We start from the raw sequence: 13,471 nt of genomic DNA, 5'->3' as shown, positions 1-13,471 counted from the left end.
TCGGCGGTGCTGCTGCGGTCAGCCGATGTCGCGTCGGGTGAACCGCACGACTCCCGCCGCCGTCAGCCCGACCGCCACGAGGGCCAACCAGAGCATCGGGGCTAGTGTGACGTCCACACTCGGCACCTTCGGCACGTGCTGGAAGGGCGAGAGGTTCAGCACCGCCTGGGGGAGGTCGAGCACCGGGCCGAACATCGTCAGGAGCAGCGACACCGCCGCCACGGCCCAAGCCCCGGTGGTGTAGGCGGGTAGGGCTCCGAACAGGAGCACGGCGGCGCCCCCGACGACCGCGACGGCGGGCAGTTGCACGAGACAGGCCACGACCATCTCGGGTGTCCGTCCCCCGACGTCCCCGGTCCGCACGCCATGAGCGAGGCCCACCCCGAGACCCGCCACCACGAGCAGTGCGAGCCCACCACCGAACACGAACACGAGGTGTCCCGACAACCACCGCAGGCGCGAGACACCGCCGGTCAACAGCGGTTCGGCACGCAGAGCGGTCTCCTCCGACCGCACCCGGGTCGCTGTCTGCACGACGAACAGGGCGGCCACCATGCCGAGGATGTTGGCCGTCGACGCGAGGTAGGCGTCGATCACGCCCTCGCTCCCGCCCATCCGGGCCAGGGCCTCGCGCATCTCCGCGTTGTCGCCGACGATCTCGGCGATGTCCGACGCCAACGCACCGAACAGCACACCGAACAGGGCGAACCCGACCAACCAGCCCGTGAGCGTGCCCCGATGCAGGCGTGCGGCCAGGGCGAAGGCGGAGCGCAGCCGGGCGTGCGCGGACGCGGGCCCGAGTCGGGCAGGCAGCAGACCGAGGCCGACGTCGCGTCGACTCTGCAGCGCGTACGCCGCGGCGACGAGAAGCATGGTGACGACCAGCGGGAGGGTGAGGACCCGGAACCGATCGTCGGCGAACGCCTGGGCGTGTGTCGACCAGCCGAGCGGGGACAGCCAGGACAACCAGGGCAGGTCCGCCGAGTCGCCCGCGGCACGGACCGCGAAGGCGACGCCGAGCACGGCTCCCGCCATGCCGTTGGCGGTGCGGGAGTACTCGGCGAGCTGCGCGGTCACCGCGGAGACTCCGGTGAACACCAGCCCCGCCGCGCTCAGCTCGAGTCCGAACACCAGCGACCCGGAGACGTCGTTGCCCGCGCCGATCAAGCCCGCCGCCGCGGCGAGACCGGTGAGCAGAGCGAATCCGACGGACACGACGAGCGCCGCGGTGAGCGACGCCCTTCGTCCGACCACAGTGGACGACAGCAGTTCCTGCCTTCCCGTGTCTTCCTCCTGCCGGGTGTGGCGGACGAGCGTGAATCCGCACACCAGGGCGAGCAGCACCGCGAGCATGGTGCCGAGACGCCACGCCGTGAACCCGCCCGCCGTCGACAGGTCGTACGCGGGTCCGTACAGCAACGTGATCGACGGGTTGTCGCCGAGCGCGTCCGTCAACATCGCTCGTTGGGCCGGGTCCGGATAGAGCTGTTCGTAGGCGCTCGCGCTCGACACGGGCAGCGCCGCGACCACGATCGCCCACAGCGGCAGCACGAACCGATCGCGGCGGAGTGCGAGGCGGACCAGGTGGCCGGTGCCGGTGAACGGGCCGCCGCCCGACGAGATCGGGCGCGCGGCGCGCACGACGGTGTTCACGACGCGCTCACCCGTCCGTCCGTGGAGTCGGTGTAGTGCCGAAGGAAGAGTTCCTCCAGCGTGGGCGGTTGGCTCGTGAGGCTGCGGACCCCGATCGCGGTGAGGGTGCGCAGCACGTCGTCGAGCGCGTCGGACTCCACGGCGAACCGCACGCGACGGCCGTCCACCTCCAAGTCGTGGAGTGAGTCGAGGTCCGTCAGTCCGTCGGGAGACCCGGACAATTCGGCCGTGATCGTCGTGCGGGTCAGGTGGCGGAGTTCGGCCAGCGAGCCCGACTCGACCGTCCGTCCCGCGCGGATGATGCTCACCCGGTCGCAGAGGTGCTCCACCTCCGACAGGATGTGGCTCGACAGCAACACCGTGCGCCCGCGCTCGCGTTCCTCCCGGACGACGTCGCGGAACGTCGCCTCCATCAGCGGGTCGAGCCCGGAGGTCGGTTCGTCCAGGACGAGCAGCTCGACGTCCGAGGCCAGCGCGGCCACGAGAGCCACCTTCTGGCGGTTGCCCTTCGAGTAGGCGCGGCCCTTCTTCCTCGGGTCGAGGTCGAACCGATCGATCAGCTCGGCCTTCCGGTCGGGATCGAGCCCGCCCCGCAGCCGCCCGAGCAGGTCGATCACCTCTCCGCCGCTCAGCGACGGCCACAGGTTCACGTCACCCGGGACGTAGGCGAGTCGCCGGTGCAGGCGGGTGGCATCGCGCCAGGGGTCGCCGCCGAGGATCGTGACAGTGCCGCCGTCGGCCCTGAGGAGGCCGAGCAGGATCCGGATGGTGGTCGACTTTCCCGATCCGTTCGGGCCGAGGAATCCGTGCACCTCCCCGCGGGAGACGGAGAGGTCGAGGCCGTCGAGTGCGGTCGTCGGGCCGAACCGCTTGCGGAGACCCGAGATCGAGATGCAGTCGCCCATAGGAGCGAAACTACGCAGATCGCCGGCCGAGGGGGAGGGACGCGAGGCGACTGTGCCGGTCCTCGACGGCTCCGACGTGCGCAAATGCGATCGGCCGGAAATTTCTCGATCTCGGATGTATCTGGGCGGTCCCTCCGCACTCCTGTGTGGTGAGTGTGAGTGATCGAATCGGCTGTGCCTGGAGGATTACGTGAGCCCGGACCATTCGTGCGCCTCGGAGATCGCGGCGATCCGCGATTCCCTGGCCGCGTTGGGTGATCCGTGGCGATGCGGCGAGACTCCGGTGGGCAGGCTCTCGCCCGAGGGGCGCAGGCGTCGGCTGGGGGTTCCGGCGCCGTCCTCGAGGGAGATCGAGGCGCGGGCCGACCTGCCCGCTCGCATGGCCGAGGCGGCGCTCGCGCCTCCGCACACGCACGAGGAGACCGAGCACGCGCCGACGCCGCACCTGCCCAGGTCGTTCGACCTGCGCGACGTCGACGGGGTCAACTACGTGACGCCGGTGAAGGATCAGGGGGACGGCGGCACGTGCAGTGCGTTCGGGGTGTTGGCCACGTTGGAGACCACGGCCGCCTACACCCGGCGTGCGCCTCGGCTGGCTCTGGACCTGTCCGAGGCGCACCTGTTCTTCGGCCACGCGGCGGCCCGGGAGGCGATCCTTCCCGACGGCACGTGGCCCGACGAACTGCTCACCGACTGCCGTGACCTGGGTGTCACCTTCGAGGAGCACTGTCCGTACACAGAGGATGGTTCGGGGGAGTTGGCCGACGGGTGGGGGGACCGGTTGGCCAAGGCGAAGGACGTCGTCGACCTGAGTCGCGATCCGGTGGCCATCAAGGAGCACCTCTACAACTACGGGCCCGTCACGGCGTGCCTCGTGGTGCACGACGATCTGTTCCACTACACCGGCGGCGTCTACCGGCACACCACCGAGAGGACCAGCGGGGGGCACTGCGTCGCGCTCGTGGGCTGGGACGACGACGCCGGGTGCTGGATCGCCAAGAACTCGTGGGGCACCGACTGGGGGGAGAACGGGTTCCTGCGTATCGCGTACGGAGAGGCCTTCATCGAGGACTATCCGGACCCGCGGCCGACCACCCTCGGCTGCACGGGTGTGGATCTGCACGCGTGGCTCCCGCCGCAGCGTGCACTGGGGCTGTTCACCTCGGCCCACGACCACAACAGCTGGGCCTACCTGGAGAACCTGGGTTGGACGCGGCTGTCGCGGGATCAGACCGCCGACCTCGCCGTGCTCGCGCTCGCCAAGGCGCGAGGACTCGGCTGCGCGCCGTTCGTCTCGGGGGAGGATCTCGGCGCCGTACGACTGGTCGGCTGACGGAAAGAAGTGGATCATGACGCAGGAGACGGTCAGCGAGCGCAACGGCAAGGCCGATCAGAACTCGACGGCATCCCCGAACGAGCCGGTGGTGCCCGAGGAGAAGACCGACAAGGACGCTTCGAAGGCGCCCTCGCCGCCGCTGGGCTGGGACCCGTACGTGCCGCCGACGCGGGCGACACCGGTGGCGCCCAGTGGTTGGGACCCGTATGTGCCGCCGACGCGGGCGACGCCGGTGGCGCCGAGCGGGTGGGATCCGTATGCGCCGCCGTCGCGTCCGGTCGTGCCGGGCGGCTGGGACCCGTATGTGCCGCCGACCAGGGCGCTGCCCGTCGCACCGAGCGGGTGGGATCCGTACGTGCCGCCGTCGCGTCCGGTCGCGCCCAATGGCTGGGACCCGTACCAGCCGCCCGCACCCGCGGGCTGGGATCCGTACCAGCCGCCCGCTCGGGTCGAACCTCAGCCGCTGAGCGGGCCCGTCGCCGGTCCGGCACACGTCGAGTCCGAGGGGGAGGACCGGCGGCCCGACGCGGGAGGCGGTTGGGTTCAGCGTGCGCTGATCACGCGGCTGTGGTCGGCGGTGGAGAACGACGGAGTGTGGGTCGCGATCCACGGGGTGGGCTGGCGGCAGTTGTCGTCGGCGTCCGAGTCCGGGCACGCCCACCTGGCGACGTTGGCGTTGCTGGCGATGAACCACCGGCTGCCGGTGGCGTATCACGAGGACTCGCGTGGGCACATCGATCAACTGCTCGTCTGAACGGGTGACCCACGTGACGAGCAGGTGGCCGGCAGTCGAGGGGGCCGCCGGCCACCGCCGCACCACACGACCGGGGGTGTCGCCGAACTCGGGGGGAGTTCGGCGGCGAGTCAGGGGGAGAACGCGGTGACCGTCGGCCGGACCGGTGGCACCGCGACGCCGTGGTCGCACGGTCGTCGACCAGTCGATGGTCGTCGGCCACGGCGTTGTGCAGGGGGTGTCGGGTTGGTCGCCGACGCGTGCGTCGGTGGGGGTGGCGACCAACCCGGTCGGGAGTCCGACTGGGGTGGGACTTCCGGGGAAGGTGAGGTTCGCCCACGTGCGTCCGACACAGTCGGCGCCCGCGGGAACCTCATCGCGAGCCGGCGGCGCGGTTGTGGGATCCCGGGCCGCGCCGTCCGGCTCGCACCGCCGTGTCCATTAGTCCGAACGTGTGAGTGTGCGAGTGCTTTCCTGCAAGTTGGTGTGTCGCTCCGAGGAGCCCGAGATACTGCGTTCGCGAATATCGACATCGAGATTCGGGAAGGCGGATGCGTTGACCGACGCCAAGACGGCCGAGGCCGATCCGTCGTGGGACGGGTTGCGCGGTCACGACCTCTACGCGGCCTGCATGCATGCCGCGAGGGCGGGCGACCGCAGTGCCATGAATCGGTTGGTCGAGGAACTGACTCCACTGGTGTGGCAGGTGGCTCGGGGCAACGGCCTCGACAGACACACTGCCGAGGACGTCGTCCAGACCGTGTGGCTCGCGTTGTTCCGCAGTCTGGAGCGAATCGAGGATCCGAAGGCGCTCGCCAAGTGGTTGATCACCACGACCCGTCGCGAGTCCCGCGCCGTGGCCGAACGGTTGAGTCGTCCGGTGCCGTTGACCGACGAGTTGGCCGAGAACATGCCCAGCAGCCAGCCTGAACCGGAGGCCGAGGCCGTGCGGGCCGATCGTGATCGCCGGATCTGGGAGGCGTTCCGCGGACTGCCGGACCGGTGCCAGGAGCTGCTTCGACTGACGGTGCTCGCGGGAAGGGCCGAGTACGGGTTGGTGGCCGACGTGTTGCGAATGCCGCGTGGGAGTGTGGGCCCGACGCGGGGCCGGTGCCTGCGGCGCCTCCGGGAGGCGCTGGACGCTACGGAGGGGACAGCGGATGCATGACAGCAGCTCCTACCCGGACGACGACACCCTGCTGTTGGACCTCGACCGGCTGATCGACACGTTCGACCCGCCGCCCTCCGGCCTCGTCGAGCGGGTGCAGTTCGCGCTCGCCCTGGAGGACCTCGACGTCGAGGTGGCGCAGTGGGAGAGAGCCGACGCGCTGGCCGGGGTTCGCAGTGTCGCCCAGGGCACGATCACCTTCACCGTCAGCGACCTCACGGTCATGGTGAACTTGACGAAGACCGGGCCGAGGCACCGCATCGACGGGTGGCTCGTCCCCGAGGGTGAACATGCGGTGGAGGTTCGGGTGGCGGGCCACGACACGTGTTCCACGGTGGCCGACGACGGAGGCCGGTTCGTGCTCAACGACGTGCCGAGCGGAACCACGCAGATCGTCGTGCACGTCGGCGGAGAAGGTGGGCGGCGCACGGTGGTGACGCCCGCGGTGGTGCTCTGATCGCGCGGGCGTGTCTTCTCACACCGCGCGGCTCTCCGCCGTTCTCGCACTGCAACGTCGGGCGAACAACGCGGCGGCGAGCGCACACAACGTCGAGGCCATTCGCCTGCTGCGCAAGGCCCTGCGACTGATCGAGGCGTCGGGCCGGGAGACGACGGACTGGGTCGCCGCGCGTATCCGGGTGCGGATCAGCCTGGCTCTCGCCACGTCGGAGGTCGGTTCGACGGCCGACGGCTTCCGTGGCTTGAAGCGGGCGAGGGCCGAGCTGGAACAGCTCCCGGAGGGGCCGTTGCGGCGTGAGCTCGACGCCGTGATCACCGGGCAGCGCGCGTTGTTGCTGTTCCGGGTGGGACGGGCGTCGGAGTCGGTCGCGTTGTTCGACGCGATCATTCCCGCGTTGGAGGACCTCCGGCACGACGACGGTCTGCTGCTGGCACGCACCCTGACCAACCGGGCGCAGATCCACGCCGAGACCGGTGCCGTCGACGCGGCGGCGCAGGACTTCCACCGGGCCATCCGCCTGGCCTCCGAGCATCGGTTGAGGAGGATCGAGGGCAAGGCTCGGCACGGGCTGGGCGACCTGGCGCAGCTCACCGGGGACATCCCGGGCGCGTTGCGCCACTACGACGAGGCGGTGCGCATCCTGGAGGACGCGGCACCGGGCTGGGTGGCCAGGGTCCGCCTCGACCAGGCGCGTGCGCTGCTCGTCGCGGGGCTGGCCACGGAGGCGGCACGCCACCTGGACGAGGCACTGCCCGAGCTGCGCCGCAACCAGGTGATCCAGGACCTCGCCGAGGCGGAGGTCGCGAGGGCTGCCGCCGCGTTGCTGGAGGGGCAGTTCGACGCCGCCCGACGCCTCGCGGTGTCGGCGCGTCGCCGGTTCCTGAGGCGAGGCAACCTTCCGTGGGCGGAGGTGGCCGCCCTCGCACGGCTCCGAGCGGACGCGACCGAAGTGCTGGAGGAGGGCAGACTGCCGCCTGCCCGACTGCCCTCGGCGCTGGTGGAGGTGTCCCAGCGACTGGCCGAACTCGGGCTGCGCGACGAGACGGCGGCTGCCCGCCTGCTCGCCGTGCGCCTGCTGCTGAGGCGGGGGGAACTGGACGAGGCCACCGCGTTGCTCGACAGCGTGCCGAAGCCACGCCGTACGACGCCGGTGGACCACCGCATGCTGCTGCGGCTGTGCCGGGCGGAACTCGCGGTGGCCACGGGCAGTCGTCGGTCCGCGTTGGCGCAGGCCAGGGCCGGGCTGGCGGAGTTGGGTCGGGCGCGTGATCGGATGGGTGGGCTCGACCTGCTCTGCGGTACCGCCGTACACGGACAGGAACTGGGCACGCTCGCGGTCGGACTGGTGTTGGAGAGCGCGTCGGGACAGAACGGGGCCCGGCGGCTGTTCGCCTGGCAGGAACGAACCCGTGCTCAGGCGTACCGCTACGAGCCGATGCCCGCGATCGACGACCCCGTGTTGGCCAAGCACCTCGCGGAGATGCGGCACGTGCAGCGTTCGGTGCAGCAGAACCGCCTCGCGGGCAAGCCGGTGACCGCGCTGGAGAATCGCTACGCGTGGTTGCAGCGGGAGGCGAGCCGGCTCGGGTGGTACACGAGTCAGTGGGGGCGGCCTCGGCCCGTCGCGTCTCCCGACCAGGTCGCCGACGCGCTCGGCGAGCGGGTCATGGTCAGTTTCGTCGGCCATGCCGACACCCTCGCCGCGGTGGTGGTGCGGGACGGCCGATTCGCGCTCGTGCGACTGGGTGTCCTGGGCGATGCGGTGGAGCTGACCCACCAGTTGCGGGCCGACCTCGACGCACTCGCTCCCGACCACCTGCCCGCGCCGCTCGCGGCAGCCGTGTTGTCGTCGGCGCGACGCCGGGCGGCCCGGCTGGACGACATGCTGCTCGCCCCACTCGGACGGCTCGTCGCCGACCGCGAACTGGTGATCATTCCGACGGGGTCCTTGCACGCCCTGCCGTGGGGCGCACTGCCGAGCCTGCGGGGACGGCCGCTGTCGGTGGCGCCGTCGGCCACGGCGTGGCTCGGCGCCGCGAGTCGACCGAAGCCCGAACCGGTGGTGCTGGTGGGCGGCCCGGGAGTGCCGGGCGCGGTGGGCGAGGTCGGCAAGCTGACCTCGGTGTATCCGACGGCGCGCCTCGTGGACGGCGAGAAGGCGACCAGCGACGCGGTGCTGGAGGCACTCGACGGTTCCGGGCTGGCCCATCTCGTGGCCCACGGAGCCCACGAACCGGCGAACGCGCTGTTCTCCCGGCTGGAGCTGGTGGACGGGCCCCTGTTCGCGCACGAGGCCGCGCGCCTGCCGAACCCGCCCGACCAGGTCGTGCTGGCCGCCTGCGAACTGGCGTTGAGCCACATCCGGCCCGGTGAGGAGGCGCTCGGCTTCGCGGGGGCGTTGCTGGCCAGCGGGTGTCGCACGGTGGTCGGCGCGGTCGCGCGGGTCGGCGACCACGCCTCCGCGGAGGCGATGACGGACCTCCACACCCGGCTCGCGGCGGGACGTTCGCCCGCCGTGGCCCTGGCCGAGGCGACGGCGGTGGATCCGTTCCGTCGCCCGTTCCTCTGCCTCGGCGCGGGCTGACGGGCGATTCGCCGGTCTCGCAGTAGCCAGCCACGACGGGGGCCGTGCGTCAAGATGGTCGTCGTGGACGCGACCGGCCGCCGCAGCGCCACCCCACGGTGGATCGTGCATCTGCTGCGCGTGCCCCTGGACCCGATCCGGTGGAACCAGTTGCTGCGCGCCGCGGTCGTCCTCTCGGCGCCCATCCTGGTGGGCTATCTGCTCGGCAACATCGGTTACGGCGCGCTGGCGTCCACCGGGGCGCTGCCGTCGATCACCGCGGACACCACGGACACGTACCGGGCTCGCGCCGTCCGGCTCGTCGGGGCGTTGAGCGCGGCCGTCGTGGGTTTCGGCCTGGGGATCGTGAGTGGAGACGACACCGTGGTGTCGGTGTCGGTCGTGATCGTCGTCGCCGCCGTGTCGGCGCTGATCAGCGATGCGGGGAGCAACGCGTCGACGGCGGCGCTGCAATTGTTCGTCTTCACCGTGCTCGGCTCGGGGCTGGTGACGGACGCGGCGTCGCCGTGGTTGTCGTTGTCGCTGTTCTGCGTCGGGGCGGGGTGGGGACTCTTCGTGGCGCTCGCGGGCTGGACGGTGCGGGCCACCAGCCCGGAACGGCGCGCGGTCGCCCAGGTCTACCTCGAACTCGCCACGATGTTGTCGGCCGTCGCCGCGGACGACGACGAGACGGCGCTGGAGGCGCGGCACCAGCTCACCAAGGCGCTGAACACCGCCTACGACCGACTGCTCGCCGCCCGGTCGTGGCTGCCGGGGCGCGACGACACCTACCGCAAGCTGCTCAACCTGCTCACCGCCACCACTCCGGCCATCGAGGCGACGGTGGCGGCCGTGAACTCGGGGGTCCGGCCGCCCCGTGCTCTCATCGCGCACTGCACGGACCTCGCGACCGCGGTGCTGTCCGACACGCCCCTGCCGCGCGTGCCTCCGCTGCGGGAGGAACCACGGCCCGAACAGGCACCCGCCGTCGCCGCGCTTTACCAGGCGCTCCACGACATCGGCACGGAGGAGGAACGCCTGCGCCGGACGAAGACGTCGGCCGCCGACCGGGTCGTCGAGTGGGTGAAGACGCTCGCGTCGGGGCCGTTGGTGTGGCTCGCCGCGGTGCGACTCACGGTGTGCGTGGCGGTGGCGGAGGTCGTGCGGTTCGTCCTGCCCACCGACCGGTCGTACTGGATCACGCTGACCGTCGGTCTGGTGCTCAAACCCGACTTCGGCTCGGTGTTCGGCAGGGCCGTGTTGCGTGGGTTGGGCACCGTGGTGGGCGCCGGGATCGGCACCCTCGCGTTGTCGCTGGTGCCTCACGGTGCCCTGCTGGCGGTGGTGGTCGCGGTGTTCGGGATGGGCGTCGCGATCGGCAAGGGGCGGCACTACGGCCTGCTGAGTGCCTTCGTGACGCCGGTGATCCTGGTGCAGATGGCGTTGTCCTCGGGCGACTACGGGGTGGCATCCGTGCGCGTGATCGACACCGCAGTCGGGTGCGTGCTGGTGCTCGTGTTCGGCTACGTGCTCTGGCCGGGCAGCCGCAGACCCGCGCTGGGGGGCAACCTCGCCGACGCGGCCGAGGCGATCTCCGAGTACGCCGAGTACGCGCTGCGACCGATGGCGGACGAGGATGCCCGCAACGCCCGGTCGCGGCGACGTCGGAAGTGCTATCGCGAGCTGTCGAACCTGCGGACGGCGTTCCAACAGATCGTGGTGGAGCCGTCGGCGGCAGGTCGGCAGGCGGTCGCGTGGTGGCCCGCGATCGTGGCGTTGGAGCAGCTCACCGACGCCGTCACGGCGGTCGGCGTGGCGATCGACCAGCAGGCCGCGGAACCGCCCGAGGAGAGCGAGGTGCGCAAGGTCCGTGCGGCGCTCGCGGAAATCGCGCTTGCCGTGCGAACCGGGATCGAGGCACCCGAAGTGGAGCTGCCGGGAGGCGAGGTGCTGGCCGACGTCCGCACGCAGCTCACGAACGCCGTCGACGCGGTGGCGGGGCCGGACCCGCACACGTTCCGGCACGTGCGGTGAGTCGGGCAGCGCGGCGCTCGCGTTGCGGGACGAGCCAGAGCCTGGTCCATTGGTCGTATGGGCATCAACTTCAACGAGCTGAAGCACAAGGCTCAGGACGCGTTGACGAAGAACAGCGACAAGATCGAGCAGGGCTTGGACAAGGCGAGCGGAATGGCCAAGTCCCGATTCGGCAAACAGTCGAGCAAGATCGACAACGCCACGGAGAAGGCGAAGAAGTTCCTGCACCGCAACGCCGGTGGCGACGACACGGGGCAGGCGGGCGGTCAGCCGCCGCCTCCGCGCCCGCAGCCCTGACCCGCCGCGTCAGGGCACGTCGGCCAGGGCCACGTCACCATCGAAACCGGTGACGTGGCCGCCACGGTGGCCGATCGAGAGCAACGCCTCGGGTGCGTCGGGTGCGTCGAGTCGCACTCGCACCGGGGTGGTGGGCGCGTCGCGCTGCTCCGCCATCCGACGGAGCGCGTCGTGCCCGGACCGGATCGTGGCGGCGAGTCCGCCCGTGGAGGCGAGTGACCCCCGCGCTGCTCCGAGCGCGCCCAGCACCTCGTCGACGACCGGGAGCAGGGCGTCACGGTTGCCCTCGGTCATGGCCTGGACGAGTTCAGGCCGGGTACCGGCCACTCGGGTGCCGTCGGCGAAGGACCCGGCGGCGAGCGAAGCGGCGACCGGCCCTCCGGCCGCGCCGACCGACGCGAGCACCGCGGCCAGCAGATGTCCGACGTGCGAGATCCGGGCCACCGTCTCGTCGTGGGTGTCGGCGTCGAGTGGAACGACCCGTGCCCCGAGATCGAGAGCGAGCGTGGCCACCTCCCGCCACGCCGACAGGTCCGTGCTGCCGTCGAGGGTGGTCACCCAGGCGGCACCGTCGAACAGCGTCGGCGTCGAGGCGCGCCAGCCCGACTCGGCCGTCCCCGCCATCGGGTGCCCACCGACGAACGTCACCGACGGGGCCACCGCCCGCGCCGCGTCGTGGACCGGGGCCTTCACGCTGGTCACGTCGGTCACCAGACAGCCCGGCGCGTGCTGCTCGATTCGCGTGAGCACCGAGCGGACGGCGGTGAGCGGGACGGCGAGCACCACGACGGCGTCGGTGGCGGCGGCCCGGCTCAACGCGTCGGCGACCGCACCGTCGCCGCCCCGCGCGTCGAAGCCGTCGGCGGTGGCGGCCTCGGCGTCGGCGACGGACGTCGACGCTCCCCAGGCCTTGCGGCCCGAGGCGACCGCCGCTCGCAGAACCGAGCCGCCGAGCAGGCCCAGCCCGATCACACACACGTCACGCACGGTGTTCATGGCAGCACATCCTGCCCGATCGGTTCACCGTCACCGGCGCAGGCTGTCGAGTGCGTAGGCGGCGTACATCGCGACGCCGTAGGCGAGTGCGTCCTCGTCGTAGACCACGCGGTTGGAGTGGTTGGGTGCCGCCTCGGCCGGGTCGACGCCGGGCGGGCAGGCACCGAGGAACGCGAACGCGCCCGGAACCCGCTGCAGCACGTACGAGAAGTCCTCCGCGCCCATGATCGGGTTGGCCATGCGCTGGGAGCGTTCGGCGCCGAGCACCTCGGCGGCGAGGTCGAGCACACGTTGGGTCTCGGTCTCGTCGGCGGCGGTGACGGGGAAACCCGGCACAACGTCGGCGAGGACGCGGCAGCCGTGTGCCTCACCGATCTGCTCCGCCACCCGAGGCACCTCGGTGCGCAGGTGCGCGCGGGTGCGTTCGGACAACGTGCGGATGGTGCCCTCCAGCTCGGCGGTCTCGGGGATGACGTTGTCCGTCGTGCCGCCCGCGATGCGGGTGACGGTGACGACCGCGGGGTCGAACACGTCCACGCTGCGGGTCACGCGGGTCTGCAGCGCCGTGACGATCTCGGCAGCCGCCGGGATGGGGTCGACGGCCGAGTGCGGCATGGAGCCGTGTCCGCCCTTGCCCACGACGCGGACGGAGAAGCTGTCGGCCGACGCCAGCACCGGGCCGGACCGCGTCGCAATGACGCCGGTGGGCAGATTGGCGAACGTGTGGATCGCGAAGGCGTTCGCCACCCGCGTGCCGCCGGCGTCGAGCACGCCCTCGTGGATCATGTGGCGGGCACCGTGGTGTCCCTCCTCGCCGGGCTGGAACATGAAGACCACCGACCCGGCCAGCTCGTCGACGTGCTCGGACAGCAGGCGAGCGGCTCCCACGAGCATCGCCACGTGGGTGTCGTGGCCGCAGGCGTGCATCGCGTTCGGGACCTCGGACGCGAACTCCAGGCCGGTGTCCTCCGGCATCGGCAGCGCGTCCATGTCGGCGCGCAGCAACACGGCCGGGCCGGGCTGCGAACCCCGCAGCACGCCGGTCACGGACGTGGTCGTGGTGCCCAGGGTGGTCTCGATGGGCAGCCCGTCGAGCGCATCCAGCACCGCCTGCTGGGTCTCGGGGAGCTGAAGGCCGAGTTCGGGACGGCGGTGGATCGTGCGTCGCAGGGCGACGGTGCTCGCTTGGAGGGCTTTCGCCTCGTCGAGCAGTCCCGCGAAGCGGGCGTCGGGCAGGGAGGGCAGGTCCGTCGGTCCGGTCATGCTCCGATAGTGACACGTGCGCCCGACGTCGTTCGTCGCTTGCGTCGGGCCGTCGCGGTATAC

General features: G+C 71.6%; 11 protein-coding genes. 7 read left to right on the top strand and 4 right to left on the bottom strand.

Annotated elements, in window-relative coordinates; translation table 11 throughout:
- Positions 1 to 18: 18 nt before the first annotated feature.
- The gene (locus JAV51_RS17615; protein ID WP_197321850.1) at positions 19 to 1,653 is read right to left on the bottom strand and encodes an ABC transporter permease; all 1,635 of its coding nucleotides are present in this window, start codon (positions 1,651 to 1,653) and stop codon (positions 19 to 21) included.
- Complete coding sequence (locus tag JAV51_RS17610; RefSeq protein ID WP_197321849.1) at positions 1,650 to 2,558, bottom strand: ABC transporter ATP-binding protein; 909 nt, start codon at positions 2,556 to 2,558, stop codon at positions 1,650 to 1,652. Before JAV51_RS17610 ends, JAV51_RS17615 begins: the two co-directional genes overlap by 4 nt.
- 190 nt (positions 2,559 to 2,748) lie before the next feature.
- On the opposite strand from JAV51_RS17610, the gene JAV51_RS17605 reads away from it, so the two are divergent.
- From JAV51_RS17605 to JAV51_RS17575, 7 genes are all read left to right on the top strand, one after another.
- Positions 2,749 to 3,891 (top strand): C1 family peptidase, encoded by a 1,143-nt coding sequence (locus JAV51_RS17605; protein WP_197321848.1) that lies wholly within the window; start codon positions 2,749 to 2,751, stop codon positions 3,889 to 3,891.
- Positions 3,892 to 3,907: 16 nt separating this feature from the next.
- Positions 3,908 to 4,648: a hypothetical protein gene (locus JAV51_RS17600; RefSeq protein WP_197321847.1), complete on the top strand. Its 741-nt coding sequence runs from the start codon at positions 3,908 to 3,910 to the stop codon at positions 4,646 to 4,648.
- Positions 4,649 to 5,183: 535 nt separating this feature from the next.
- On the top strand, positions 5,184 to 5,795 hold the full coding sequence (locus JAV51_RS17595) for an RNA polymerase sigma factor (RefSeq protein ID WP_197321846.1): 612 nt from the start codon (positions 5,184 to 5,186) through the stop codon (positions 5,793 to 5,795).
- A complete protein-coding gene (locus tag JAV51_RS17590) occupies positions 5,788 to 6,252 on the top strand; it encodes a carboxypeptidase regulatory-like domain-containing protein (protein ID WP_197321845.1) in 465 nt (154 codons plus the stop codon). Before JAV51_RS17595 ends, JAV51_RS17590 begins: the two co-directional genes overlap by 8 nt.
- A 10-nt stretch (positions 6,253 to 6,262) precedes the next feature.
- Positions 6,263 to 8,839 carry a CHAT domain-containing tetratricopeptide repeat protein gene (locus JAV51_RS17585; RefSeq protein WP_197321844.1) on the top strand — a complete coding sequence of 859 codons (2,577 nt, stop codon included), beginning with the start codon at positions 6,263 to 6,265 and terminating at the stop codon, positions 8,837 to 8,839.
- Positions 8,840 to 8,893: 54 nt separating this feature from the next.
- Entirely contained in the window at positions 8,894 to 10,852 is a 1,959-nt protein-coding gene (locus JAV51_RS17580; RefSeq protein ID WP_197321843.1) for an FUSC family protein, read from the top strand.
- Between the two features lie 57 nt (positions 10,853 to 10,909).
- Complete coding sequence (locus JAV51_RS17575; RefSeq protein WP_197321842.1) at positions 10,910 to 11,149, top strand: antitoxin; 240 nt, start codon at positions 10,910 to 10,912, stop codon at positions 11,147 to 11,149.
- Positions 11,150 to 11,158: 9 nt separating this feature from the next.
- Here the strand turns inward: JAV51_RS17575 and JAV51_RS17570 are convergent, their stop codons facing one another.
- Entirely contained in the window at positions 11,159 to 12,145 is a 987-nt protein-coding gene (locus tag JAV51_RS17570; RefSeq protein WP_197321841.1) for a prephenate dehydrogenase, read from the bottom strand.
- 30 nt (positions 12,146 to 12,175) lie between these two features.
- Complete coding sequence (locus JAV51_RS17565; protein ID WP_197321840.1) at positions 12,176 to 13,408, bottom strand: M20 family metallopeptidase; 1,233 nt, start codon at positions 13,406 to 13,408, stop codon at positions 12,176 to 12,178.
- Between the last annotated feature and the right edge of the window lie 63 nt (positions 13,409 to 13,471).

Source organism: Saccharomonospora sp. NB11 (assembly GCF_015910535.1).
Taxonomy (GTDB): domain Bacteria; phylum Actinomycetota; class Actinomycetes; order Mycobacteriales; family Pseudonocardiaceae; genus Saccharomonospora.
Note: the sequence above shows the minus strand (reverse complement) of the source record. Positions and strands in the feature narration are given on the sequence as shown.

Coding starts and splice junctions, on each gene's coding strand:
- JAV51_RS17610 (WP_197321849.1), bottom strand. CDS start 2,558: ATGGGCGACTGCATCTCGATCTCGGGTCTCCGCAAGCGGTTCGGCCCG.
- JAV51_RS17600 (WP_197321847.1), top strand. CDS start 3,908: ATGACGCAGGAGACGGTCAGCGAGCGCAACGGCAAGGCCGATCAGAAC.
- JAV51_RS17590 (WP_197321845.1), top strand. CDS start 5,788: ATGCATGACAGCAGCTCCTACCCGGACGACGACACCCTGCTGTTGGAC.
- JAV51_RS17580 (WP_197321843.1), top strand. CDS start 8,894: ATGGTCGTCGTGGACGCGACCGGCCGCCGCAGCGCCACCCCACGGTGG.
- JAV51_RS17575 (WP_197321842.1), top strand. CDS start 10,910: ATGGGCATCAACTTCAACGAGCTGAAGCACAAGGCTCAGGACGCGTTG.
- JAV51_RS17570 (WP_197321841.1), bottom strand. CDS start 12,145: ATGAACACCGTGCGTGACGTGTGTGTGATCGGGCTGGGCCTGCTCGGC.
- JAV51_RS17565 (WP_197321840.1), bottom strand. CDS start 13,408: ATGACCGGACCGACGGACCTGCCCTCCCTGCCCGACGCCCGCTTCGCG.